This window comes from Ramlibacter sp. AN1133 (genome assembly GCF_037890035.1).
In the GTDB taxonomy this organism is placed as follows: domain Bacteria; phylum Pseudomonadota; class Gammaproteobacteria; order Burkholderiales; family Burkholderiaceae_C; genus Ramlibacter.
Genome location: NZ_JBBKTQ010000001.1, coordinates 193,277 through 218,336 on the forward strand (window position 1 = coordinate 193,277; position 25,060 = coordinate 218,336).

Annotated in this window: 17 protein-coding genes; 10 read left to right on the forward strand and 7 right to left on the reverse strand. The window is 70.3% G+C overall.

All coding sequences use genetic code 11. The features are described from left to right. Positions 1–3: 3 nt before the first annotated feature. The gene (locus WG923_RS00905; protein ID WP_340349026.1) at positions 4–1,062 is read right to left on the reverse strand and encodes an aldo/keto reductase; all 1,059 of its coding nucleotides are present in this window, start codon (positions 1,060–1,062) and stop codon (positions 4–6) included. A gap of 50 nt (positions 1,063–1,112) precedes the next feature. Between WG923_RS00905 and WG923_RS00910 the strand changes: the two genes are divergently transcribed. Continuing rightward, positions 1,113–1,850, forward strand: coding sequence for a DNA-formamidopyrimidine glycosylase family protein (locus tag WG923_RS00910; RefSeq protein WP_340349027.1), 738 nt, complete (start codon positions 1,113–1,115; stop codon positions 1,848–1,850). A 25-nt stretch (positions 1,851–1,875) separates the two neighbouring features. Here the strand turns inward: WG923_RS00910 and WG923_RS00915 are convergent, their stop codons facing one another. The 5 genes from WG923_RS00915 to WG923_RS00935 form a co-directional block, all read right to left on the reverse strand. Next, complete coding sequence (locus WG923_RS00915; RefSeq protein ID WP_340349028.1) at positions 1,876–3,702, reverse strand: multicopper oxidase family protein; 1,827 nt, start codon at positions 3,700–3,702, stop codon at positions 1,876–1,878. Positions 3,703–3,942: 240 nt separating this feature from the next. Continuing rightward, a complete protein-coding gene (locus WG923_RS00920) occupies positions 3,943–5,562 on the reverse strand; it encodes a c-type cytochrome (protein ID WP_340349029.1) in 1,620 nt (539 codons plus the stop codon). An 11-nt stretch (positions 5,563–5,573) separates the two neighbouring features. Beyond that, complete coding sequence (locus WG923_RS00925; RefSeq protein WP_340349030.1) at positions 5,574–6,200, reverse strand: SCO family protein; 627 nt, start codon at positions 6,198–6,200, stop codon at positions 5,574–5,576. 71 nt (positions 6,201–6,271) lie between these two features. After that, positions 6,272–8,098: a multicopper oxidase family protein gene (locus tag WG923_RS00930; protein ID WP_340349031.1), complete on the reverse strand. Its 1,827-nt coding sequence runs from the start codon at positions 8,096–8,098 to the stop codon at positions 6,272–6,274. 502 nt (positions 8,099–8,600) lie between these two features. Continuing rightward, positions 8,601–10,115: a lysozyme inhibitor LprI family protein gene (locus tag WG923_RS00935; protein WP_340349032.1), complete on the reverse strand. Its 1,515-nt coding sequence runs from the start codon at positions 10,113–10,115 to the stop codon at positions 8,601–8,603. Between the two features lie 151 nt (positions 10,116–10,266). Between WG923_RS00935 and WG923_RS00940 the strand changes: the two genes are divergently transcribed. Next, the gene (locus WG923_RS00940; protein WP_340349033.1) at positions 10,267–11,112 is read left to right on the forward strand and encodes a universal stress protein; all 846 of its coding nucleotides are present in this window, start codon (positions 10,267–10,269) and stop codon (positions 11,110–11,112) included. Here the strand turns inward: WG923_RS00940 and WG923_RS00945 are convergent. Beyond that, the gene (locus WG923_RS00945) at positions 11,109–12,938 is read right to left on the reverse strand and encodes an acyl-CoA synthetase (protein ID WP_340349034.1); all 1,830 of its coding nucleotides are present in this window, start codon (positions 12,936–12,938) and stop codon (positions 11,109–11,111) included. The two genes, WG923_RS00940 and WG923_RS00945, sit on opposite strands and share 4 nt — an antisense overlap. 26 nt (positions 12,939–12,964) lie before the next feature. Between WG923_RS00945 and WG923_RS00950 the strand changes: the two genes are divergently transcribed. From WG923_RS00950 to pepN, 8 genes are all read left to right on the forward strand, one after another. Beyond that, positions 12,965–13,888: an alpha/beta fold hydrolase gene (locus tag WG923_RS00950; protein ID WP_340349035.1), complete on the forward strand. Its 924-nt coding sequence runs from the start codon at positions 12,965–12,967 to the stop codon at positions 13,886–13,888. Between the two features lie 220 nt (positions 13,889–14,108). Next, positions 14,109–14,954 (forward strand): hypothetical protein, encoded by an 846-nt coding sequence (locus WG923_RS00955; protein WP_340349036.1) that lies wholly within the window; start codon positions 14,109–14,111, stop codon positions 14,952–14,954. A gap of 118 nt (positions 14,955–15,072) precedes the next feature. Continuing rightward, positions 15,073–18,549: a response regulator gene (locus tag WG923_RS00960; protein ID WP_340349037.1), complete on the forward strand. Its 3,477-nt coding sequence runs from the start codon at positions 15,073–15,075 to the stop codon at positions 18,547–18,549. Continuing rightward, complete coding sequence (locus WG923_RS00965) at positions 18,549–19,376, forward strand: CheR family methyltransferase (RefSeq protein WP_340349038.1); 828 nt, start codon at positions 18,549–18,551, stop codon at positions 19,374–19,376. The genes WG923_RS00960 and WG923_RS00965 overlap by 1 nt, the downstream gene beginning before the upstream one ends. Then, positions 19,373–19,966 (forward strand): chemotaxis protein CheB, encoded by a 594-nt coding sequence (locus WG923_RS00970; protein WP_340349039.1) that lies wholly within the window; start codon positions 19,373–19,375, stop codon positions 19,964–19,966. The genes WG923_RS00965 and WG923_RS00970 overlap by 4 nt, the downstream gene beginning before the upstream one ends. Next, entirely contained in the window at positions 19,967–21,106 is a 1,140-nt protein-coding gene (locus WG923_RS00975; protein ID WP_340349040.1) for a hybrid sensor histidine kinase/response regulator, read from the forward strand. Between the two features lie 95 nt (positions 21,107–21,201). Beyond that, positions 21,202–22,306, forward strand: a protein-coding gene (gene prfB, locus WG923_RS00980; protein WP_340349041.1) for a peptide chain release factor 2 whose coding sequence is annotated in 2 segments (ribosomal slippage) — positions 21,202–21,282 and positions 21,284–22,306 — 1,104 coding nt in all. Because the reading frame shifts where the segments join, the coding sequence is not laid out codon by codon here. Between the two features lie 80 nt (positions 22,307–22,386). After that, on the forward strand, positions 22,387–25,029 hold the full coding sequence (pepN, locus tag WG923_RS00985; RefSeq protein ID WP_340349042.1) for an aminopeptidase N: 2,643 nt from the start codon (positions 22,387–22,389) through the stop codon (positions 25,027–25,029). Positions 25,030–25,060: the final 31 nt, after the last annotated feature.

The following is a 25,060-nucleotide window of genomic DNA, read 5'->3' on the forward strand; positions in this document are numbered from 1 at the left end:
GCCTTATTGCGCCGGGTCGCGCAGTTCCCAGCGCACCTGGTCGATCTTCGCCAGCAGTTCCGGCGGCAGCCGCGTGCCCCAGGCCTGCAGGTTCTCATCGAGCTGGGCCAGCGAGGTCACGCCGACGATCGTGCTGGCCACGCGCCAGTTCGTGTAGCACCAGGCCAGCGCCATGCGCGTGGGGGTCAGGCCGTGCTCGCGCGCCAGCGCGTTGTAGCGGCGTGCCGCGGCCAGCGCCTCGGCTCGCCCCCAGCGCTGCGCGCGCATGCGCTCGAACTTCGCCAGCCGGCCCGCGGGCGCGGCGCTGGCGGCCGTGCCGCTCGCGTCGTACTTGCCCGTGAGCGCGCCGAACGCCAGCGGCGAATACGCCAGCAGCGACACGCCCAGGCGGTGCAGGGTCTCGTCGAGGCCGTTGTCGACCGCGCGGCTGGTCAGGCAGTACGGGTTCTGCACGCTGGCGATGCGCGGCAGCTCGTACTGCTCGGCGACCCGCACGAATTCGTGCACGCCGTAGGGGGACTCGTTCGACAGGCCCACGTAGCGCACCTTGCCTTCGCGCACCAGCTTGTTCAGCGCCTCGAGCTGGTCGTAGATGCCGATCTTGCTGGTCTCGCGCGCCGGGTCGTAATAGATCTCGCCGAAGGCGGGCACGTGGCGCTCGGGCCAGTGGATCTGGTACAGGTCGATCACCTCGGTGCGCAGGCGCTTGAGCGAGGCCTCGCAGGACGCGAGGATGTCCGCCGGCGCCAGGCCCGGCGAGGGACGCACCCAGGGCATGGCGCGCGAAGGACCGGCCACCTTGGTGGCCAGCACGATGCGCTGGCGCATGCCGGGGCGGGCCGCCAGCCAGTTGCCGATGTACGTCTCGGTGGTGCCGAAGGTCTCGGCGCGCGGCGGCACCGGGTACATCTCCGCCGTGTCGAGGAAGTTGATGCCGCGCTCCACGGCGCGGTCGAGGATGGCGTGGGTATCGCTTTCCGGCACCTGCTCGCCGAAGGTCATGGTGCCCAGGCAGATCGGGGTGACCTGCAGGTCGCTCTGTCCAAGCTGGACGGTTTGCATGGCGTTACATCGTTCTCGTGAATCGGACGCCGTCGAGCATAGTACGAACCATGCCCGAAGGCCCCTCGATCGTGATCCTCAGGGAGGAAGTGACTCCCTTCATCGGCCGCACCATCCGGCGCGTGAGCGGCAACACCACCATCGAGAAGGAGAGGCTGCTGGACCAGCGGGTGGAAGCCTTCCGCAGCTGGGGCAAGCACTTCCTGGTGGAACTGCCGGACTTCGCCCTGCGCGTGCACTTCATGCTGTTCGGCAGCTACCGCATCAACGAGGACAAGAGCTGGGCGGTGCCCCGCCTGTCGCTCGGGTTCGACGCCGGCGAGGAGATCAACTTCTACGCCTGCTCGGTGCGCTTCATCGAGGAGCCGCTGGACCTGGCGTACGACTGGTGGGCCGACGTGATGTCGGCGCACTGGGACCCGAAGCTGGCGCTGAAGCGCCTGCGCGCGCGCCCCGACACCCTGGTGTGCGATGCCCTCCTGGACCAGGACGTCTTCGCCGGCGTGGGCAACATCATCAAGAACGAGGTGCTGTTCCGCATCCGCGTGCATCCGCTGTCGACCGTCGGCGCGCTGCCGGCGGGCAAGCTGCGCGAGCTGGTGGAGCAGGCGCGCCGCTACAGCTTCGAGTTCTACGAGTGGAAGAAGCAGTACGTGCTGAAGAAGCACTGGCAGGTCCACACGAAGCGGACCTGCCCGCGCTGCCAGATCCCGCTGAAGAAGGCGCACCTGGGGCGCACCCACAGGCGCAGCTTCTTCTGCGAGAACTGCCAGCGGCGCTACACCTGAGCCTCTGGCAGGCGGCACGCGCCGGTCAGCGCCCCGGAGGGATGGGACCCACGAAGTAGGGCCGCATCATCTCGTGGTCCTCGTGCGAGAGGATGTGGCAGTGGTACAGGTACTCGCCGGGGCGGTTGAACTTCGCGATCACCCGCGTGACCTCGCCGGGGAACATCTTGGCGGTGTCCTTCTTGCCGGCCTCGCTGGCCGCCGGCTTGCGCGCCTTGCCCACCAGCCGGATGCTGGCCTCGTCCAGCACGCCACCGAGCGAGCCGTCGCTGTTGGTCTTGTCGGTGATCGTGCCGGTGAAGCCCTGCCGGTTGAGGACGCGGAAGTCCACCAGGTGCATGTGGATCGGGTGCGCGTCCGCCGTGGTGTTGTAGAACTCCCAGATCTCCGTGTCGCCCACCTGGGGGTTCTCGGAGATCGGGTCGTCGAACACCAGGGTGCCATTGAGGTTCGGCCGGCTGTTGTCGACGATGCCGGCCATGGTCTGCAGGCGGCCCAGCGAATCCGTGCCCTCGAACAGCAGGATCTTGCGCGTGCGCGCCGGGCGCGACAGCGTGGGCACCGGGCCGGAGAGCGGCCTCAGGTTGGCCGGGATCCTGGGATCCGCCACGCCGGACAGCGGCAGCGAGACGCGGAAGGCCATCACCTGCCCCGTGGTGGCGGGGTCGACCGGGTCGCCACTCGGGTAGGGCGCGGCCGCGGTGTTGTTGATGATGATCGTCTGTCCCGCCTTGCCCGCGAAGTCGAGGATGATGTCGGCGCGCTCGCCGGGTGCGACGCTCAGCAGCGTCATGCTGACGGGCGCATTCAGCAGGCCGAGGTCGGAACCGATCTGCACGAAGGGCATGCCGTTGGACAGCGTCATGTCGTACACGCGCGAGTCGGAGCCGTTCAGCACGCGGAAGCGGTACTTGCGCGGCTCCACGTCCAGCACGGGCCAGGCGACACCGTTGACCAGGATCGTGTCGCCGAAGTTCTCCGGCAGGTGCGTGGGCGAGGGCAGGCCCGGAGTCTCCGTGTCCACGGAGGCGTAGAACAGTTCGCCGTTGGACAGGAAGGTGCGGTCCTGGATCAGGAGCGGGACCTCGTACGGATACTTCGGCAGGCCCAGCGAGAGCTCGTTGAGGTCGCGGATGAAGTAGTGGCCGGCCAGGCCCATGTACACGTTCAGGCGCGTCACGCCGACCGAGTGGTCGTGGTACCAGAGCTGCGTCGCCTCCTGCGAGTTGTCGTAGGTGTAGAGCGGGTTGAACAGGCGGCCGGTGATCGCGTTGCCCGGCGTGGCCCACGCATCCGGCAGGCCGTCGCTGAGCGACTCGGTATCGCCGCCGTGCTGGTGCGCCACCAGCGGCACGGGGCCCGCGTAGGGCACGCCCGGCAGGCTGCCGCTGTTCAGGGGATCGGCCCAGTGCAGCGTCTGGTCCACCGGCACGTCGGGCGGATAGGTCACGCCGTTGAGGGCGTTCACGTAGCGCACCTTCGCGCCGATGCCGCGCGGGAACTCGAAGGTGTAGCCCGGGTACACGGCCGGCTGCAGCGAAGTCCCGTAGCCCCACGCGGTATGCGTCAGGCGCGCGCCCGTGGCCGGATCGACCAGACCGGCGTCGTGGCGGATCTGCTGCGCGCGGATCTCGAACAGCGGCAGCCCGGAGGCGTGGTCGAAGCCGGTGGGCAGGTAGTGGTACTTCGGCGCCAGCGGGTTGGGCAGCGGGTTCACGAACCGGGGCTGCGTCAGCGGATCCAGCAGCGGCACGCTCTGCGCCCGCGCGGAGCGCGGCAGCAGGCCCACGGGCACCAGGAGGCCGGCGGCCGCTGCGCTGCCGAAGCCCAGGAATTGTCGTCTCGCGATCATGTCGTTCCTCTTCCTCTCTCATCGCGCAACAGTGCGCGATGAGAGTGCGTGCATCAAGCGTGCCGAAAGAACACTATTTACTTCAGTCAATTTCTTAATCCCAGGAACGTCCGTTGAGGGCATCCATCGTTTTTTGGTCTTCTTACATGGCCATGGCGACCAGCAAAAGAAAAGGCCGCGCTGTCGGCGCGGCCCGGGATCCTTGCGAGGCAGGTGGCGGGACCTGCCCCGTGCTCGCCACTAGGGCGCCACGCGCTCCCCGATCGCGGCGAACCCGCCCCTGGCTTCGTCGAAGCGCACCAGGTATCCGCTCTTGGACGCGAAGCGCTGGCCGATGCCCAGCGCCAGGCGCGGGTACAGGCCGGTGGCCGTCGTGCGCTCCATGTTCGTCTCCAGCCGCTCCACCAGGTAGTCCCGCCCCAGGTGGTCCTCGGCCTCCAGCATCGCGGTGCGCAGCGCCCTGCACGCCACGAACGCATCGGCCTGCACGCGCTCGTCGGTCAGGGCGAGGCCGCGCTCCTGCAGCCACTGGCGCATGGGCGTCGTGACGCGCGCGCGCTGCTGCGGCAGCTCGAACGGATAGGCCATCAGGGTGCGGGCCCTCCACGCCTGCGGCAGCGGCACCTCGTCGCGCTGCGCCAGCGTCGCGGAGACGAACACCTGCGCGCCGGCAGGCGCCACGCCCGCCAGCTGCGCCAGGTCGGCCGGCCGCAGCCACAGCACGAGGGTCTCCTGCGCCTGCAGCCGGGAGAAGAGGCCGGGGGCGAGCGGGGCCTGCGCGGGGATGCGCAGCTCGCCGGTTTCGACGCCCTGTTCGGCCAGCGCCTGCTGCAAGGCGGCGGCCGCGGCTTGCGCCGCAGCGTCGTGCTCTCGCAAGACCTGCGTCACGTGCCGGTGGGCCGGGGGCTGCTGCGCGAGGTGCCGCGCCACCAGCCCCGCCTCCAGCAGCGCGCCCTGGCCCAGATACAGCGGGTAGAAGCTGCCGGCCGCGGCGGGCGCCGCCTCCAGGTGCGGGAACACGCAGGGCACGCCGGTACGCTCGCAGAAGCCGTGCACGGGCTCCCACTGCGCCCCGCCCACGCCGCCCACGACGGCGAACACCGGTTGCTCGCCGGCGTGCCGCGCGAGCTGGCTGCCCCAGCCCGCCTGCGGGCCTTCCAGGTTCCATACGTGCAGTTGCCACTTGCGGCCTTCGCGCTGGCTCATGCCGGCGGCCAGCTTGTGGCGGCCCCGTTCGGGCCGCGGCCCGGCGTTGTGCTCGTCGAAGCAGGCCTGCAGCACGCCCACCATCGCCTCGCTGCGCTCGCGCGGAACGTCCGGCGCGATGACGGTGGCGAAGTGCACGGTGCCGCCGTCCGCCGCCGGCCGTTCCGGGAGCGTGCGCAGGTAGGCCTGCAGCGCGCTCACCTCGTCGTCCGCCAGCCGGTAGCGCGGCATCAGGTAGTCCAGCGGCCGGCCGGAGGCATCGACGCCTTCGCGCAGCGCATGCGCCAGGCTGGCCTCCCCGTACGCGGGACGTCCGTCGCCGATCGCCGAGGCGCCCTTGCCCACGGGCATGGCGGTGAACAGCGCCGTCGCGGTGATGGGCGGGATGTAGCTGCGGCCTTCCGAGCCGCCCATGCCGCTGCGGCGATGGCAGCTGACGCAGGCGGCCTCCGCGCCGGCGAGCGCCAGGCCCCCGGCCCGCACGGCCGTCAACGCACTGCCGTCGGCGCGCCGGCCCTCCAGGTACAGGGCGCGTCCCTGCGCCAGCAGGTCCCCGGGCCGCGCGGCGGCGTCGGCGGCGCCGGCCGGCGCCGCGAGAGCGCCTGCCAGCGACAACATCAAGGCGCCGAGCGCGGCGCGGAAGGTCCTTCGCACGGGCCGCTCCTTCAGTGACGGTGGGCCAGCCGGCGGTATTCGGCCAGCAGTTCGTCGGGCGAGGCGAAGCCGTCCAGCCGCACCCACGGCTCGCCGGGGGCCGCGCGCATGAAGGTCACGGGGCGGTGGTGCATCTTGTCGCCGAAGTAGCTCTGGAAAGCCTTCTGCAGGCTCGCGCTGGCGGCCACCGTGCCGGTGTAGAAGCTCCACTGCGTGCCGGCGTCGAAGCGCCTGGCGTATTCCGCCAGGCGCCGGGGCGTGTCCTGCTCGGGGTCGATGCTGACCGAGACCATGCGGACCTGCTCGCGCTCGGCGCCGAGCTTGCGCTGGAACTCGGCGAAGCTCTGGCTCAGGATCGGGCAGATCGCGGTGCAGCTGGTGTAGATGAAATTGAGCACGACGGGGCGGCCGTCGTCGATCTCCTGCGGGAAGCTGGCGCTGGCGCCGTCCGAGCGCACCAGGGTGATGGGGGGCAGCCGGTACTGTGCGACCTGGCGCGCGTAGCCCGGGGTGGCCTCCGCCTGGTGGTGGTGGTGATGCTGGTGGTCGTCGGCCGCGAACGCCGGGGCTGCGATGAGAGCAAGGGCCGCGGCGGCGGCGGCGGCGGCGAGCTGGAGCAAGGTGCGAATCGTGATCAAGTCGTTCTCCTGCGGGAAAGGAAGGGCCCCTCGGGCCCTTCCGCCTTCACGATGAAACGGGAGTGCGCCTCTCAGCGCCCCGCGGGAATGGGGCCCACGAAGTAGGGCCGCATCATTTCGTGGTCCTCGTGCGAGAGGATGTGGCAGTGGTACAGGTACTCGCCCGGCCGCTTGAACGTGGCGATCACGCGGGTGACCTCGCCCGGGAACATCTTGGCGGTGTCCTTCTTGCCGGCTTCCTCGGCACTCGGCACGTGCGCCCGGCCCAGCATCTTGACGGAGGCCTCGTCCAGCACGCCGCCGGTGGAACCGTCGCTGTTGGTCTTCGGCGTGATGGTGCCGCTGAACTTCTGCCGGTTGAGGATGCGGAAGTCCACCAGGTGCATGTGGATCGGGTGCGCGTCGGCCGTCGTGTTGTAGAACTCCCAGATCTCCGTGTCGCCCACCTGCGGGTTCTCCGTGATCGGGTCGGCGAAGACCAGCGTGCCGTTGAGCGTCGGGCGGCTGTTGTCGACGATGCCGGCCATGGTCTGCAGGCGGCCCCTCGCGTCGGTTCCCTCGAACAGGATGATCTTGCGGGTGCGCACCGGGTTCGCGATCACCGGCACCGGGCCCGAGAGGGGGCGCAGGTTGGCGGGAATCGGACGGTCCGGGATGGCGGACAGCGGCAGCGACACGCGGAACGCCATGATCTGGCCGGTGGTCTTCGGGTCCACCGAGGCACCGCTCGGATAGGGCGCCTTGGCGGTGTTGCGCACGATGATGGTCTTGCCCGCCAGCCCGGCGAAGTCCAGGATCACGTCGCTGCGCTCGCCGGGGGCGACGCTCAGCGTGCCCTGCGAGACCGGGGCGTTGAGCAGGCCGAGGTCGGAGCCGATCTGGATCCACGGCAAGGCGTTGGACATCTGCATGTCGTAGACGCGCGAGTCGGAGCCGTTCAGCACGCGGAAGCGGTACTTGCGGGGCTCGACGTCCAGCACGGGCCAGGCGACGCCGTTGACCAGGATCGTGTCGCCGAAGTTCTCCGGCAGGTGCGTCGGGTTCGGGGCCAGCGGGTTGGCGGGGTCGACGTGGTCGTAGAACAGCTCGCCGTTGGACAGGAAGGTGCGGTCCTGGATCAGGAGCGGCACTTCGTACGGGTACGCGGGCAGCTGCAGCGCGTCTTCGTTGGCGTCGCGGATGAAGTAGTTGCCCGCCAGGCCCATGTACACGTTCAGGCGCGTGACGCCCACGGCGTGGTCGTGGTACCAGAGGTGCGTGGCTTCCTGCGTGTTGTCGTAGGTGTAGAGCGGGTTGAACAGGCGGCCCGTGATCGCGTTGCCCGGCGTGGCCCACGCATCGGGCAGGCCGTCGCTCAGGGACTCGGTGTCGCCGCCGTGCTGGTGCGCCACCAGCGGCACGGGACCGGTGTAGGGCTGGTTGGCCGGATTGCCGGCGTTGAGCGGGTCGGCCCAGTCCAGGGTCTGGTCCACCGGCACGTCGGCCGGGTACTGCACGCCATCGAGCCCGTTGATGTAGCGGACCTTCACGGCGCTGCCGCTGCGCAGGTTGAAGCTGCGGCCCGGGAACACCGCCGGCTGGCTCGCCGTGCCGTAGGCCCACGCGGTGAAGCTCAGGGCGGTGCCGGTGGTCGGGTCGACCAGGCCGGCGTTGTGGGTGATCTTCTGCGCGCTGATCTCGTACAGCGGCAGCCCGCTGGCGGGATCGATGCCGGTGGGCGCGTAGATGTAGCTCGGAGCCAGGGGGTTCGGCAGCGGGTTGACGAACTTGGGCTGCAGCGCGGCGTTCAGCAGGGGCAGGCTCTGCGCCCGTGCGGACTTCGGCAGCAGGCCCATCGGGACCAGGAGGCTGGCGGCCGCTGCGCCGCCGACGCCCAGGAATTGTCGTCTTGCAATCATGTCGTTCCTCTTCCTCGTTCTTCGCGCAAAGGTGCGCGGCACGGTCGATTGCATCAACCGTGCCCAAAGGTCGCACTCCAACTTTCGGAAGGTGCTTACCGGAGAGAACGAAGGGGTCGAGACAAAGGAACGAAGGTGCCGGTCGATGGGGAATTTGGCCCGGGAATGGGGTGGGTTTCCCCACGAGCGGGGACTGTTTTCCCCTCGTGCGGGCCGCCCCTTTCCTCCTTCGATGCGAACGGGAAAAAGAACGATCTAGATACTTTCCCGGGTCGTTAAGGCCTCCTTAAGATTGATGCGGAATTCAACGACAACGACAGAGATAAGACGAAAGCGAACGATTCTCAGAAGCAGGGGGACGAGCATGTAAAAGGGACGTCGCAAGAAGCAGGCCCGCCTGGAAGCGGGCCTGTTCGCGGGAGGCGGCGACGCCGCTCGGGGCGCGGAGCGTGAGGCCGGCGACGCCGCTCGGGGCGCGGAGCGTGAGGCCGGCGACGCCGCTTCAGGGCGCGTCGGCGGAGCCCTCGGCCTGCGGGGCGTCGCCGGCACTGCCGGAGGCCACGCCAGGCGCGGCTGGCTGCTCCTCGGGTTCGGCCACGCGCGCGCGGACCGGCGGTGCGCGGACCACGGGTGCGCGCACCTGCGGCTCGTCGTCCGGCAGCGGCCGGGCCGCGCCCGCGCCGGCCGCCGTGGTCGGCTCGCGCCGCTCGGGCGGGCTGCTGCGTGGCGCGGGCTCGGCCGCGACGGGGCGCTCGGCCGGCTCGGGAGCCGCCGCGCGCTGCGGGCGCTGGCTCGGTTCGGCCGCCGCAGCGCGCTCCCGGCGGGAAGGCCGCGGTGCGGCGGCAGCGGCGGTGTCGAGTTCCGCGCGCCGCTGCGCGTACCAGCGCTGCAGGCACTCCCGGTCGCGGCAGGTGTCCTCGCGCTGCTGCCACTTCGCGTCGCTTTCGCGCTGGAAGGCGCGCGGGTCCGCCGCCGCCTCCCTGGCCCGCTGGTGCAGCCGGCCCAGCTCCCGGTCCTGCCGCGCCAGGTCCTCGTCGGCGCAGATCAGCCTTTCCGTGGCGGAGTGCGCACGCGCGCAGTCGAACGAGGGGTTGCTGCGGCGGGCTTGCGGTGCCGGTGCCGGCGGGGCCGCAGGGGCAGGCTGGGACGTGGGTGTAGCCGCCGGTGCGGGCGCGGCAGGCCGCGCCGTCGCGGCGGCCACGGCGGGTGCCTGCACGCCAGCCGCGGCTTGCGCCGGCGCCGGCGCCTTCGGCGCGGGTGGGGGCGCGACCAACGGCGGTGCGGCGGCGACCGCGGGTGCCTGGCCGGGCGCCGCGGCTTGCGCCGGCGCCGGTGCCGGCGCGGGCGCGGGCGCGGCGGGCTTGGGCGCCTCGACCCGGGCCACCTCCACCGGCCCGTTGCCGCCGGTCGCCTGCTGCACGGTCTTCAGTCCTTCGGAGGCGAAGCGGGTCTTCTCGTGGCCGGCGCCATAGCGCGCCGTGTACGTGAGCAGGCTGGCGCTGTAGAAACGCTCGGCGCGGGCATAGAGTTCGCGCGCCGGCTGCGCCCCGAAGGCGGCGACATTCGCGTAGTGCCGCGCGAGCTGGTACATGGCGTCGGCCGCCGGGATGGGCTCCGACGCCAGCAAGGCCGCATTGCGGCAGGCATTGAGGAACGCCACCTCCGCGTCGCGCTCGCGGCCGCTGGCCGCCGCTTCCTTGCCGCTCAGGATCAGGGCGGCAACCTCCGGTGCGCTGGCGGCGCCGGGCTTGGCCTGCAGGCTCAGCTTGCCGTCCTCGGCGCCCTTGCGCGGCAACAGGGGGGCGACGCCGCACTCCTTTCCGGCGGCGACCACCGCGGTGCTGGCCGCCGCGGGTGCGACCGCACTCGTGGCGGCCGGGCCGCCGAGGGTGCGGGAGGGGTCGGGCCCGCGCGAGGACTGGCTGTCGTGCCAGGCCATCACGCCCGCCACGCCAGCGGCCACACCGACGGTCAGTCCGACCGCGAACAAGACGCCCTTCTGCCAGTTCATCGCCATGGCGGCAAAGCTACCGGGGCGGCGGCGCACGGCAGGCGGGACTGCAGGGCCTCGCGGGGCCAGACCGCTCCTACGGCGGCCCGTTTGAGGCGGGTCAATACCGCCCCCCGCCGCCGAACTAAGGTCGAAGCCAGACCTGAAAGGACTTGCCGTGGCCGCCGACTTCCGCCAGCTCCTCGTGCACCTCGATCCCACCCGCGCGTCCGGCCGCCGGCTGGCCGCCGCCTGCGAACTCGCGCGCAGCCTGCAGGCCTCCCTGACGGCCCTCTATGCCGCCACGCCGGGCTTCGCCGAGCTGCCGTACGCGCCGGCCATCGGCGGCCCGGGCATGTCGGCCTCGCTGGTGGAACTCGACGACCGCCGCCGCCAGCAGGCGCGCAAGGTGTTCGAGGAAACACTGCGCGCCTCCGGCGCGGACGTGCAGTGGGCACAGACCAGCCAGGTGCCGATCACCGACGCGTTCGCGCAGCAGGCCCTCTTCGCCGACCTGCTGGTCCTCGGCCAGCGCAATCCCGCGGACGAGGACGCGGCCGCGGTGCCGGCCGATTTCGTCGAGTCGGTGCTGCTGGCGTGCGGCCGCCCGGCGCTGGTGGTGCCGCACATCGGCGCGCCCGCGACGATCGGCAGCACGGTGGCCATCGCCTGGAAGGAAACGCCCGAGGCGGCCCGCGCCGTCACGGCCGCCCTGCCCTTCCTGCGCAAGGCCAGGCGCGTGCACGTCCTGAGCTGGGGCGAGCAGCCCCAACCCGTCGTCGGCGGGCAGGCGCTGGACCTGGCGAAGTACCTCGAAACCCATGGCATCGCGTTCACCTGGGACCGTGCCGGCGCCGAGCGCCAGCAGGTGGGCGAACTGCTGCTGTCGCGCGCCTTCGACCTCGGCGCGGACCTGCTGGTCATGGGCTGCTACGGCCACAGCCGCGCGCGCGAGTGGATCCTGGGCGGCGCCAGCCGCACGATCCTGCAGTCGATGACGCTGCCGGTGCTGATGACGCACTAGGCGGAGCGGGCCCGCGCGCGCTCCTCCTCCTGCAGCCGCAGCACGCGCCGCTGCACCTTGCCCGTGGTGGTCATGGGCAGCGCCTCGATGAACTCGATCTCCTTCGGGTACTCGTAGGGCGCGAGCTTGTCCTTCACGTGCGACTGCAGTTCGGCGACGAGGTCGGCGTCGAAGCGGTCCTGCCCGCGCGTGGCGATCGCCCGCGCCTGGACCACGTGCGGCGCCAGCACCACGTAGGCCTTCACGAGCGCCCCGCGGTCCGGATCGGGCTTGGGCACCACCGCGGCGTTCACGACCGCGGGGTGCTTGACCAGGCAGTTCTCGATCTCGCTCGGGCCGATGCGGTAGCCGGCGGCCTTGAAGACGTCGTCCGCGCGGCCCTGGTACCAGAGGTAGCCCTCGGCATCGCGCGTGGCCAGGTCGCCGGTGCGGCACCAGTCGCCGGTGAACTTGCGCCGGGTGGCATCGTCGTTCTTCCAGTAGCCGAGGAAGAAGATCGGGTCCGGCTCGCCGTGCACGTCGAAACGGTGGACCGCGACCTCGCCCGTCACGCCCGGCTGGCACTCGCGGCCCTCTTCGTCGATGACGGCGACGCGGTGCCCCGGATACGGCCGCCCCATGCTGTTGGGACGCGCGGGCCAGCCCACGCCGGCTTGCGTCTGCCCGTTCATGGCGCAGTTGCCCACCACGTAGTTGATCTCGGTCTGCCCGAACATCTCGTTGACGATCACCCCGAGCTCGTCGCGGCAGTAGCTGAAGACGGCATCGCCCACGGCCTCGCCCGCGCTCATGATCGCCCGCAGCTCCAGCGCGAAGCGCGCGCGCGGCTGCGGATACGCCTTCATCATCGCCTTGAGCGCGGTCGGGAACAGGAAGGTGTGCGTCACCCCGTGCCGCTCCATCAGCGTGAACGCGGTCTCGGGGCTGAAGCGCGCGTTGCAGGCGACGATGGGCCGGCCGAAGTAGAGCGAGGGCAACAGTGCGTCCATCAGGCCGCCCGTCCACGCCCAGTCTGCTGGCGACCAGAAAACGCTTCGCGTTTCTGGTGGCAGCAGACTGGGCCTTCGCCCATATGTGCCCGCCCCCTCCCCATCCCTCCCCCTCACGGGGGAGGGCACGCCCGCGCCGACCACCGACGGAAAGCCGAACCAGTTCTGGCTGCACACGAACCCCGGCAGGTTGCCGATCAGCGCGCGGTGCGGGATCAGCGCGCCCTTGGGCGGCCCGGTGGTGCCGCTGGTGTAGATCAGCACCGCCCCTTCGTCGGCGTGCGTGTGCACCGGCGCGAACTCCGGCGGCAGCAGCGCGCGCTGCGCCTCCCAGGCGATGTCGGCCCGCGGCCCCGCGCCGCCCACGCCCACCACCTTGCGCAGCAGCGGGCATCGCGAGCGCACCTCGGCGATGCTGGCGATGGCGCTTTCGTCGCAGATCGCGGCCACCGCCTCGCTGTCCTGCAACCGGTATTCCAGCGCATCGGGCCCGAACAGGATCGACAGCGGCATCGCCACGGCGCCGAGCTGCAGCACCGCCATGTACGCAATCGCCGTCTCGAAGCGCTGCGGCATCACGATGGCCACGCGGTCGCCGCGCCGCACGCCCAGGCCCACCAGCAGGTGGCTCATGGCGTTGGCTTCCTGCTGCAGCTGCGCGAAGGTGAGCGTCCCGCCCCCGGCGCCGTGCGCGATGATCGCCACCCGCTGCGCGGCATCCGCCTCGCGGGCCCAGCGCCCGCAGCAGGCCTGCGCGATGTTGAAGGAATCGGGCACCTGCCAGCGAAAGCCGCGGTGCATGGCCGCCCAGTTGTCCCTGCCTTGACTGCGGTCCATCGTCCGCCCTCCTTATGATCGAGCGAATGTACCAACCCAAGCGCGCGTCCCGCAGCGAGTTTGTCCCGATCCGGAACCTGCGTTACCACGTGCGCCTCTGGGGCGAGCGCAAGCCCGGGCAGGCGCCGCTGGTCATGGTCCACGGCTGGATGGACGTCGCCGCTTCCTGGCAGTTCGTCGTCGACGCGTTCGCGCAGGAGCGCTTCGTGATCGCGCCGGACTGGCGCGGCTACGGCCTGACCGAGCTGCCCCGCACCGACAACTACTGGTTCCCGGACTACCTCGCGGACCTCGACTTCCTGCTCGATCACTACGCCGGCGACGCCGCCGTGGACCTGGTGGGCCACAGCATGGGCGGCAACATCGCGATGCTCTACGCCGGCGTGCAGCCGCAGCGCATCCGCCGGCTGGTGAACCTCGAGGGCTTCGGCATGGCCGCCACCCAGCCGGAACAGGCGCCGGGCCGCTACGCCAAGTGGATCGGCGAGCTCAAGGCCTACCACCGCGGCGAGCTGCACCTGACGTCCTACGACTCGCTGGAGGGCGTGGCCGGCCGGCTGATGAAGAACAACCGGCGGCTGTCGCGCGACAAGGCCGAGTGGCTGGCCGGGCACTGGGCCCGGCAGGACGCCGACGGCCGCTGGCACGTGATGGGCGACCCGGCCCACAAGATCGTCAACGCGAACCTCTACCGCGTCGACGAAGTGCTGGCGAGCTACCGCCGCATCACCGCCCCCGTGCTCAGCGTGGAGGCCAGCGACGACAGCCTCGGCCACTGGTGGAAAGGCCGCTACACCCTGGCGGAGTACCACCAACGCTTGAAGGACGTGTCCGACGTGCGGCTGGGCCACATCGCCGACGCCGGCCACATGCTGCATCACGATCGCCCGGCCGAGCTTGCCGCGCTCATCGAGGGATTTCTCCACGCCGCTAGCGGAAACCCGCAGTGAACGACACTGCGCACCCCTCGGACCGTGAAATTTTGCAGCTGCTGCTGGGCGTGCAACCAATCGTTCGTAACAAGGCTTGCCGTAGGAGGCGTCCTACCCCATAGTCGGGATTCTTCGATAGAGGGGTCTCTCCATGTGGAAGTCGGGTGTCGTTTCCGCCCTCCTGGCCGCTGTTGTGCTCAATCCTTGCCTGGCTCAGTCCGATGAGTTCGAGCAGGGCATGAACACCATGTGGGAAGTGCTCTGGCACCAGAGCGGCACACCCACCCGGCTCGTGCGCTGGGAACAGGACATCAAGGTCCGCATCTATGGCGTGAACCTCAACGCGCACAAGCAGCACACGCTGCAGGCCCTGCGCGACGCCGCCGCCGAGGCGGGCGTGAAGGTGATCGACGTGAGCGACCGCGCCGATGCCGCCCAGCAGGCCAACGTCAGCATCGAGATCACGCCGGACAACATGCTGGAAGACAACCAGCCCTGCGTGACCTACCTGAACTTCCAGACCGAGACGCGGATCGACTCCGCCGCCATGCAGATGCGCAACCGCGATGCCTGGCGCTGCGCCTACCACGAGTCGATGCACGTCATGGGCGTGCGCGGCCACCCCGCCGGCAAGACCGTCCTGAGCTACTTCCCGACCAAGGTCGACGGCCTGCTGCCGCTGGACAAGGCCATGCTGCGCGCCTGGTACTCCCCGCGCATGCGCGGCGGCATGACCCCCTTCGAGGTGCTGCCCGTGCTGGCCGACGAACTGGTCGGGACCATGCCCGACAAGGACAGGGCGTCGCAGGCGCGCGACCGCTTCTTCGGCAAGACCATCGAGCAGATGCAGGCCTTCGCGGACGGCAAGGGCGACGTGCCCATGATCGTCAAGCGCTCGGGCAAGTCCACCGAAGAGGGCATCCGCTTCGGCCGGATGGAAATGAGCTACTTCCTGGGCGTCGCCTACCTCGAAGGCGTGACGGTGCCGCAGGACCCGAACCAGGCCGTGCGCTGGCTGCAGCGCGCCGCCAACATGGGCAGCCGCACCGCGCAGGCCCGCCTGGGCGCCGCCACCGCGCGCTGAGGCGTTTGCCCTCCCTCGATCCGGAACGGGGCCTGCGGGCCCCGTCTTCCATTCCGGCGCCGGCCCCACGGACGAGCGGCTTTCCGGCACACTGGCCCGTTGCCCCGACGGCACGGCCATGCCCTTCACCAGCCCCAACGCCCCCGCCACCTTCCGCCGCATCCTGACGCGCAACGTCGCCCTGCCGCTCGCGCTGGGCGTGGCGAGCGCGCTCGTGTTCCTGTCGCTGCTGGCGTACCTCGCCAACGTGATCGGCGACGTCCAGGCCAGCGACGAACTCCTGACCCATGCCTCGGCCGCCCAGAGCTACGACCTCGACATGGAATCGGGCGTGCGCGGGTACCTCCTGAACCAGGATCCGCGCTTCCTGCAGCAGCATGACCGGGCCGCCGGCCTGCTGGCGCCGGAGATGCAGCAGCTGCGCCGGGCCCTCGCCGACAACCCCCGCCAGCGCGAGCGCCTGGACCGCATCACCGCGCTGCAGGCGGAATGGGAACGCTACGCGCAGGACCGCATGGCGAAGAAGCGCGTCGACCCCGAGGCGGAGGCCTCCGTGACCGAGGGCCGGGAGCTCAAGGACAAGGTCCGCGCCGAATTCGACGAATTGTTCCGCGTCGAGCGGCGCGCCCGGGCCGAGCACATAGCGGCCGCCAACCGCAATGCCACCGTCACGGCCGCGGCCTTCGTGCTGTTCATGCTGGGCACGGGCGGCTTCCTGGCCTGGCGCGGCCGGCGCGAACTGCTCGGACTGTCTTCGACCTACGAGACCGTCCTGCAGGAGCAGCACCGGCAGGCCGAGGCGCTGCAGGCACAGGCCTGGCTGCGCGAGGGCCAGTCGCGCCTGACCGAGCGCCTCGCCGGCGAACAGGAACTGCGCGCCGTCGGCCACGGCGCGCTGCAGGCGCTCTCAGATTACCTGGGCAGCGTGGTGGGCGCGCTCTACACCCCGGAGCCGGGCGGCCTGCGCATCGCGGCCACCTGGGGCTGGCCGGCGCAGGGCGCCGACGTGGGCGACTGGCTGCCCGAAGGCCGCACCCTGGTGTCCGAATGCGCGGCCCAGCGCTCCCATATTGCGCTGGCCGACCTGCCCCCCGGCTACCTGCGCGTGAGCTCGGGCCTGGGCGAGACGACCGTGCGCTCGGTGCTGCTGGCGCCGGTGCAGCACGAGGGCCGGCTGGCCGGCGTGCTGGAGCTGGGCTGGATGCGGGCGCTGGAAGCCCGCGACGGCGAGCTGGTGGGGGCCATCGGCAGCATCCTCGGCGCCTCCATCGAGTCGGCGCGCTACCGCCAGCGGCTGCAGGAAGCGCTCTCGCGCACCCAGCAGCTCAACGAGGAACTGCAGGTGCAGCAGGAGGAACTGCGCACGGCCAACGAGGAACTGGAGGAGCAGTCGAAGGCGCTGCAGGAATCGCAGGCGCACCTGGAAAGCCAGCAGGCGGAGCTGGAACAGACCAACGCGCAACTGGCGGAACAGGCGCTGCGGCTGGAAACGCAGCGCGACCAGCTGCGCGAAGCGCAGGCCGCGCTGCAGGAGCGGGCCGCGGAGCTGCAGCGCGCGAGCAGCTACAAGTCCGAATTCCTCGCCAACATGTCGCACGAGCTGCGCACGCCCCTGAACAGCTCGCTGATCCTCGCGCGGCTGCTGGCCGACAACCCGCAGGGCAACCTCACCGACGAACAGGTGAAGTTCGCCGAGTCGATCCACACCTCCGGCAACGACCTGCTGAACCTGATCAACGACATCCTCGACATCGCGAAGGTGGAGGCGGGCAAGCTGGAAGTGCGGCCGGAGGTCACGCCGCTGGCGTCCGTGTGCGAGGGGCTGAAGACGATGTTCGAGCCGCTGGCCGCGCGCAAGGGCCTGCAGCTGGCCGTCGACGTGGCTCCGGACGCGCCGCGCAGCCTGCACACCGACCGCCAGCGGCTGGAGCAGATCCTGCGCAACCTGCTGTCCAACGCCGTCAAGTTCACGGAGCGTGGCAGCGTGGCCCTGCGGGTGCGCGCCGACGGTGCGGGCGCCGCCGCCTTCGAGGTGCGCGACAGCGGCATCGGCATCGACGCTGGTCAGCACCAGGCGATCTTCGAAGCCTTCCGCCAGGCGGACGGCACCACCAGCCGCAAGTACGGCGGCACCGGGCTGGGCCTGTCGATCTCGCGCGATCTCGCGCGGCTGCTGGGGGGCGACATCACCGTGGCCAGCGCGCCCGGCGAGGGCAGCACGTTCACCGTGACGCTGCCGCTCGAATACCGGCCCGCGCTGGCACAGCCGCCGCTCAGCATCGCGCCGCCCGCCGCCTCGGCTGGTTCGACCGCGCGCGCCGCACCCCCTCCCCCTGCCACGCCGGCGCCCGCCCGCGTTCCCGCGGCGCCCGTGTTCCCCGACGACCGCGAGCATCCGGCCAACGGCCGCCGCACGGTGCTGGTGGTGGAGGACGACGAGAGCTTCGCCGCCATCCTGTTCGACCTGGCGCACGAGCTGGGCTACCGCTGCCTGGTGGCGCACCACGCCGACGAAGGCTGCCGCCTCGCCGCCGAACACGCGCCCGACGCGGTGCTGCTGGACATGCGCCTGCCGGACGACTCGGGCCTGTCGGTGCTGCAGCACCTGAAGGAGAACCCGCGCACGCGGCACGTGCCGGTGCACGTGCTGTCCGCGCAGGACCAGGCCGAGCCCGCGCTGCAGCTGGGCGCGATCGGCTATGCGCGCAAGCCGGCCACGCGCGAGCAACTGAAGGACGTGTTCTCGCGACTCGAAGCCAAGCTGAGCCAGAAGCTCAAGCGGGTGCTGCTGGTGGAGGACGACCTGCGCCAGCAGGAGAGCGTCAAGGCGTTGATCGGCGACACCGACATCGAGATCGTCGCCGTGTCCGAAGGCGCGCAGGCGCTGCGGGCGCTGGCCGACTCCGTGTTCGACTGCATGATCATCGACCTGAAGCTGCCGGACATGACCGGGCAGGAGCTGCTGCACCGCATGGCGGCGGGCGAGAGCCGCTCGTTCCCGCCGGTGATCGTCTACACCGGGCGCAACCTCACCCGCGACGAGGAAGCGGAGCTGATGCGCTACTCGCGCTCCATCATCATCAAGGGCGCGCGCTCGCCCGAGCGCCTGCTCGACGAAGTGACACTGTTCCTGCACAAGGTGGAGACCCAGCTGTCCTCGGAGCGGCAGAAGATGCTGCGCACGGCGCGCAGCCGCGACAAGGCCTTCGAGGCGCGCCGCATCCTGGTGGTGGACGACGACATGCGCAACATCTTCGCCCTGACCAGCGCGCTGGAGCACAAGGGCGCGGAGGTCGAAGTGGCGCGCAATGGCGTGGAGGCGCTGCGCAAGCTGGAGGAGGACCCGGACGGCATCGACCTCGTGCTGATGGACATCATGATGCCGGAGATGGACGGCCTCACGGCCACCCGCGAGATCCGCAAGAACCCGCGCTGGCAGAAGCTGCCGATCATCGCCGTGACCGCCAAGGCGATGAAGGAGGACCAGGAGCGTTGCCTGGCCGCCGGCGCCAACGACTACCTGGCCAAGCCGGTGGAACTGGAGCGCCTGTTCTCGCTGCTGCGCGTGTGGATGCCCAAGCTGGAGCGGGTGTGATGGCGGCGGTCGCCGACATCGAGCTGCGGCTGCTGATCGAGGCCGTCTACCTGCGCTACGGGCACGATTTCCGCGACTACGCGCAGGCTTCGATCAAGCGCCGGGTGGGCCAGGCGCTGCAGCGCATGGGAGCGGCGTCGATCTCCGCGCTGCAGGAGCGCATCCTGCACGACCCTCGGCAGTTCGCCGAGCTGCTGCAGTACCTGACAGTCCCCGTGAGCGAGATGTTCCGCGACCCGCCCTACTTCCTCGCGATCCGGCAGCACGTGCTGCCGGTGCTGGGCACCTATCCCTCGCTCAAGGTCTGGGTGGCCGGCTGCAGCACGGGCGAGGAAGCGTATTCGATGGCCATCCTGCTGCACGAGGAGGGCCTGCTGGAGCGCACGATCCTCTACGCCACGGACATCAACCATGCGTCGCTGGAGAAGGCCCGCAAGGGCATCTTCGACCTCGGGGCCATGCAGGGCTTCACGCGCAATTACCAGCGCGCCGGCGGCCACCGCAGCTTCGGCGAGTACTACACGGCGGCCTACGGCGGCGCCCTGATGGACAAGTCGCTGCGCGACGCCATCACCTTCGCCGACCACAGCCTGGCCACCGACGCGGTCTTCGCGGAGACGCACTTCGTCTCCTGCCGCAACGTGCTGATCTACTTCAACCGCGCCCTGCAGGACCGCGCCCTGGGCCTGTTCCACGAGTCGCTGGCCCACCGCGGCTTCCTCGGACTGGGCTCCAAGGAGACGCTGGACTTCTCCGCCTACGCCGAGCGCTTCGAGCCGGTGAGCCGCCCGGAACGCCTGTACCGGCGCCTGCCGGACCCGGGATGAAGCACGACCTGCCCGCCGATTTCGCCTTCGCCGCGGAGATGGTGGCGATCGGCGCGTCCGCCGGCGGCGTGGACGCGCTGCTGGCCCTGTTCGACGGGCTGGCGCCGCCGCTGCGCGCCAGCGTGGTCATCGTGCTGCACCTGCCCGAGGGCCAGGAAAGCCGGCTGGTGGACGTGTTCGGCATGCGCCTGCGCCTGCCCGTCGAGGAGGCGCGCCCGCACGGACCGGTGGAGCCCGGCCGCATCTACTTCGCGCCGCCCGGCTACCACCTGCTGGTGGAGGCGGACCGCAGCTTCTCGCTGAGCTGCGATCCGCCCGTGCTGTTCTCGCGCCCCTCGATCGACGTGCTGTTCGAATCCTGCGCCGAGGCGATCGGCGATGGCCTGGCCGCCATGCTGCTGACGGGCGCCAACGAGGACGGCGCCGAGGGGCTGGCCCGCATCCACGCCGCCGGCGGACTCACCGCCGTGCAGGACCCGGACGAGGCCGCGCACGCGACCATGCCGGCCGCCGGGCTGCGGCTCGCGGAACCCGATTTCGTGCTGCCGCTGGCGGGCCTGCGCGCCCTGCTGCACACTGTCGTACGCTAAATGACCGATTCCTCCCCCGATGTCAACGTCCTGCTGGTCGACGACCTGCAGGAAAACCTCGTCGCGCTGGAGGCACTGATCCGCCAGCCCGGGCGCCGCATCTTCAGCGCGCGCTCCGGCGAGCAGGCCCTCTCGCTGATGATCGAGCACCCGTTCGCCCTGGCCATCCTGGACGTGCAGATGCCGTCCATGAACGGCTTCGAGCTGGCCGAGCTGATGCGCGGCACCGAGCGCACCCGCAACATCCCGATCGTGTTCGTGAGCGCCGCCGGCCGCGAGCTGAACTACGCCTTCCGCGGCTACGAAAGCGGCGCGGTCGACTTCCTCCACAAGCCGCTCGACCCGATCGCGGTGCGCAGCAAGGTCAACGTGTTCGTGGAGCTGTTCCGCCAGCGGCAGGAGCTGCAGGCCGCCAAGGCCGACCTGCAGCGCGCCGTGAGCATGCGCGACGACTTCATGTCGATGATCGCGCACGAGCTGCGCAACCCGCTCAACTCGGTGTACCTGCAGGCGCAGCTGCGCCGCCGCATGCTCTCGGCGGCCATCCCGCCGGATCCGCAGAAGATGCTGAGCATGGTGGAGCGCGACGAGCGCCAGATCCGCAGCATGGTGCGGCTACTCGACGACATGCTGGACGTGTCGCGTGCGCGCACCGGCCGCCTGGCGATGGTGCCGGCGCCCTTCGACCTGGCGCAGTCCGCACGCGAAGTGGTCGACGCGATCCGCGACCAGGCCGCCAACGACGCCATCACGATCACCCTGGCCGCGCCGGAGAGCCTGCCGCTCGTGGGCGACGAATTCCGCGTCGAGCAGGTGATCACCAACCTGCTGACCAACGCGCTGCGCTACGGCCAGGGCAAGCCGGTTGCCGTGACGGTGGGCCTGCGCGAGCAGGAGCCGGAAGCCTTCGTCTCGGTGCGCGACCAGGGCATGGGCATCGCCGCCGAGGACCAGGAGCGCATCTTCGAACAGTTCGAACGCGCCGAAGGAACCAACGACGTGCCGGGCCTCGGCCTGGGCCTCTACATCGCCCGCCAGATCGCCCAGGCCCACCAGGGCCGGCTGGAGGTGCGCAGCGCGCACGGCGAAGGCGCCGAGTTCGTGCTTTCCCTGCCGCTGACTGCCCGGCAGGCGGCGTGAGAAAATCGCCGGTTTCCCGCTCGAACGGCGGGCCCGCATCACAGGCTGGCGGTGACGCGCGAAGCGCAGGAACCCCAGCGATCAAAGGATTGAAAATGGACGCAGAACGCATGAACCTCATCGGCACGACCCTGCAGGACCTGCAGGCGCGCACCGAGGATCTCCGGAGGTATCTTTGACTTCGATGCCAAATCCGAGCGCCTGAGGACCGTCAACGCCGCCCTCGAAGACCCCGCCGTCTGGAACGATCCGAAGAAGGCCCAGGAACTGGGCCGGGAGAAGAAGCAGCTCGATGGCATCGTCGTGACCCTGCACGACCTGCAGCGTGAGCTGGCGGACAACCTCGAGCTGTTCGAGATGAGCAAGGAGGAAGGCGACGAGGCCGGCCTCCACACCATCGAAGCCGAGACCGGCAAGCTCGAGGAGGTCGTCAAGGGCCTCGAGTTCCGCCGCATGTTCAACCAGCCGGCGGACCCGAGCAACTGCTTCCTCGACCTGCAGGCCGGCGCCGGCGGCACCGAGGCGTGCGACTGGGCCTCGATGCTGATGCGGCAGTACATCAAGTACGCCGAACGCAAGGGCTTCAAGTACACGATCGAGGACGAGACGCCGGGCGACGTCGCGGGCATCAAGAGCGCCACGCTCAAGATCGAGGGCGATTACGCCTTCGGCCTGCTGCGCACCGAAACGGGCGTGCACCGCCTGGTGCGCAAGTCGCCGTTCGACTCCTCGGGCGGCCGCCACACCAGCTTCGCCAGCGTGTTCGTCTACCCCGAAGTCGACGACTCGATCGAGATCGACATCAACCCGGCGGACGTGCGCACGGACACCTTCCGCGCCTCGGGCGCCGGCGGCCAGCACATCAACAAGACCGACTCCGCGGTGCGCCTGACGCACGTGCCGACGGGCATCGTGGTGCAGTGCCAGGACAGCCGCAGCCAGCACAGCAACCGCGACGTCGCCTGGCGGCGGCTGCGCTCGCGCCTGTACGACTTCGAGATGCGCAAGCGCATGGAGGCGCAGCAGAAGCTGGAGGACTCCAAGACGGACGTCGGCTGGGGCCACCAGATCCGCAGCTACGTGCTGGACAACAGCCGCATCAAGGACCTGCGCACGGGGGTGGAAATCTCCGCCACGCAGAAGGTGCTGGATGGCGACCTGGACGCGTTCATCGAAGCCAGCCTGAAGCAGGGCGTGTGATGGCGTCCGCGCCTTCGCGCACGAAGCGCAGGCCCGGAAACACCAAGAACTCATGAAAAAGAACTTTCTGGAGACACTCCATGCGTGAAGGAACATCCAAGGTGATCTACCGCGCGGACTACCAGCCGCCGGCCTTCTGGATCGACTCCGTGGAGCTGTGCTTCGACCTCGATCCGGCCAAGACGCGCGTGCTCAATCGCATGCGGGTGCGCCGCAACCCGGACGTGATGCCGCAGGCCCTGCGCCTGGACGGCGAGGAACTGAACCTCGCCCGCGTGCTGGTGGGCGGCCAGGGCACCTCCTTCAAGTTGGAGGACGGACAGCTGGTGCTGGAGCACCTGCCGGACGGCAACGAGCCCTTCGAGCTGGAGATCTTCACCACCTGCGCGCCGGCGAAGAACACCAAGCTGATGGGCCTGTACGTCAGCAACGACTCCTTCTTCACCCAGTGCGAGGCCGAGGGCTTCCGCCGCATCACTTACTTCCTCGACCGCCCCGACGTGATGGCCAGCTACACCGTCACGCTGCGCGCCGACAAGCGCCGCTACCCGGTGCTGCTGTCCAACGGCAACCTGGTGGAGCACGGCGACCTGGAGGACGGCCGGCACTTCGCCAGGTGGGTCGATCCCCACCGCAAGCCCTGCTACCTGTTCGCGCTGGTGGCCGGCCAGCTGGTGTGCCGCGAGCAGCGGATCACCTCGCGCAGCGGCAAGGACCACCTGCTGCAGGTCTACGTGCGCCCCGGCGACCTGGACAAGACCGAGCATGCGATGAACTCGCTGATGGCCTCCGTGGCCTGGGACGAAGCCCGCTTCGGCCTGCCGCTCGACCTCGAACGCTTCATGATCGTCGCCACCAGCGACTTCAACATGGGCGCGATGGAGAACAAGGGCCTGAACATCTTCAACACGAAGTACGTCCTGGCCAACCAGGCCACCGCCACCGACAACGACTACGCCAACATCGAATCGGTGGTGGGGCACGAGTACTTCCACAACTGGACCGGCAACCGCGTGACCTGCCGCGACTGGTTCCAGCTCTCGCTCAAGGAAGGCCTCACGGTCTTCCGCGACCAGGAGTTCAGCCAGGACCTCGCAGGCGACGCGTCGGCGCGCGCGGTCAAGCGCATCGAGGACGTGCGGGTGCTGCGCACCGCGCAGTTCCCCGAGGACGCCGGCCCGATGGCGCACCCGGTGCGCCCCGACCAGTACCTGGAGATCAACAACTTCTACACGGTCACGGTGTACGAGAAGGGCGCCGAGGTCGTGCGCATGATGCAGACCCTGGTGGGCCGCGAGGGCTTCGCCAAAGGCCTGACCCTCTACTTCCAGCGCCACGACGGCCAGGCCGTCACCTGCGACGACTTCGCCCAGGCCATCGCCGACGCCAATCCGGATTCCCAGTTCGCGCAGCGGCTGGACCAGTTCAAGCGCTGGTACAGCCAGGCCGGCACGCCGCGCGTGCGCGTGCAGACGCAATTCGACGCCGTCTCGGGCATCTACAGCGTGAGCCTGTCGCAGTCCTGCCAGCCCACGCCGGGGCAGGCGGACAAGCTGCCGTTCGTGATCCCGATCGGGCTGGGCCTGCTCGATGCGAACGGGCGCGAACTCACCAGCGGCATGCATGTGCTCACCGAGGCGAGCGAGACGCTCACCTTCCCCGGCTACCCCGAGGAGCCGGTGCCCTCCCTGCTGCGCGGCTTCAGCGCGCCGGTGGTGCTGGAATACGACTACAGCGACCGCCAGCTGCTCACGCTGCTGGCCCACGACGCCGACCCGTTCAACCGCTGGGAAGCGGGCCAGCGCCTGGCCACCGCCCGTGCGCTGGCGTTCGTGCGCGGCGACGGCCCGGTGCAGCTCGATGCGGCCTACATCGAGGCGATGCGCAGCGTGCTGCGCGATCCGCAGCTCGATGCGGCGTTCAAGGACCTGGTGCTGACGCTGCCCGCCGAGACCTACGTCGGCGAACAGCTCGACGTGGTGGATCCGCAGCGCGTGCACGCCGTGCGCGAGGCGATGCGCGAGCAGCTCGCCACCGCCCTGTTCGCCGACTGGGAATGGGCGTACGAGGCACACAAGGAGAGCGGCGCCTACCGTCCCGATCCGGTCTCCAGCGGCCGCCGCGCCCTCGCCGGCCTGGCGCTGTCGCACCTGTGCCTGGCCGCGCGTGCCAGCCGCGACACGGTGTGGCCCGGCAAGGCCTACCAGCGCTTCAAGGACGCCTCGAACATGACGGACCGCTTCAACGCGCTGGCCGCCCTGGTCATGAGCGGGCACGAACTGGCGGCGCCGGCCCTGCAGCGCTTCCACGCGATCTTCAAGGACGAGGCGCTGGTGCTGGACAAGTGGTTCGCCCTGCAGGCCGGCGCGCCGGACCGCGGCGGCAACGTGCTGCCCACGGTGCGGCAGCTGATGCAGCATCCGGACTTCAACATCCGCAACCCGAACCGCGCGCGCAGCGTGATCTTCAGCTATTGCAGCGCGAACCCGGGCGGCTTCCACCGCGGCGACGCCGCCGGCTACGTGTTCTGGAGCGACCGCGTGATGGAGCTGGACGCGATCAATCCGCAGGTGGCGGCCCGCCTGGCCCGCGCCCTGGACCGCTGGAACAAGCTGGCCGAGCCCCTGCGCAGCGCCGCGCGCGAAGCCATCGCCCGCGTGGCCGCCAGGCCGGACCTGAGCAACGACGTGCGCGAGGTGGTCAGCCGCGCGTTAGCCGACTGAAGTCCAATCACGACCGAGGAGGAAGATTCCA

Bases quoted from the DNA above. Each gene is read 5' to 3' on its own strand.
- WG923_RS00905 (WP_340349026.1), bottom strand. From the start codon at position 1,062: ATGCAAACCGTCCAGCTTGGACAGAGCGACCTGCAGGTCACCCCGATC.
- WG923_RS00910 (WP_340349027.1), top strand. From the start codon at position 1,113: ATGCCCGAAGGCCCCTCGATCGTGATCCTCAGGGAGGAAGTGACTCCC.
- WG923_RS00915 (WP_340349028.1), bottom strand. From the start codon at position 3,702: ATGATCGCGAGACGACAATTCCTGGGCTTCGGCAGCGCAGCGGCCGCC.
- WG923_RS00930 (WP_340349031.1), bottom strand. From the start codon at position 8,098: ATGATTGCAAGACGACAATTCCTGGGCGTCGGCGGCGCAGCGGCCGCC.
- WG923_RS00935 (WP_340349032.1), bottom strand. From the start codon at position 10,115: ATGGCGATGAACTGGCAGAAGGGCGTCTTGTTCGCGGTCGGACTGACC.
- WG923_RS00945 (WP_340349034.1), bottom strand. From the start codon at position 12,938: ATGGACCGCAGTCAAGGCAGGGACAACTGGGCGGCCATGCACCGCGGC.
- WG923_RS00950 (WP_340349035.1), top strand. From the start codon at position 12,965: ATGTACCAACCCAAGCGCGCGTCCCGCAGCGAGTTTGTCCCGATCCGG.
- WG923_RS00955 (WP_340349036.1), top strand. From the start codon at position 14,109: ATGAACACCATGTGGGAAGTGCTCTGGCACCAGAGCGGCACACCCACC.
- WG923_RS00960 (WP_340349037.1), top strand. From the start codon at position 15,073: ATGCCCTTCACCAGCCCCAACGCCCCCGCCACCTTCCGCCGCATCCTG.
- WG923_RS00965 (WP_340349038.1), top strand. From the start codon at position 18,549: ATGGCGGCGGTCGCCGACATCGAGCTGCGGCTGCTGATCGAGGCCGTC.
- WG923_RS00970 (WP_340349039.1), top strand. From the start codon at position 19,373: ATGAAGCACGACCTGCCCGCCGATTTCGCCTTCGCCGCGGAGATGGTG.
- WG923_RS00975 (WP_340349040.1), top strand. From the start codon at position 19,967: ATGACCGATTCCTCCCCCGATGTCAACGTCCTGCTGGTCGACGACCTG.
- pepN (WP_340349042.1), top strand. From the start codon at position 22,387: ATGCGTGAAGGAACATCCAAGGTGATCTACCGCGCGGACTACCAGCCG.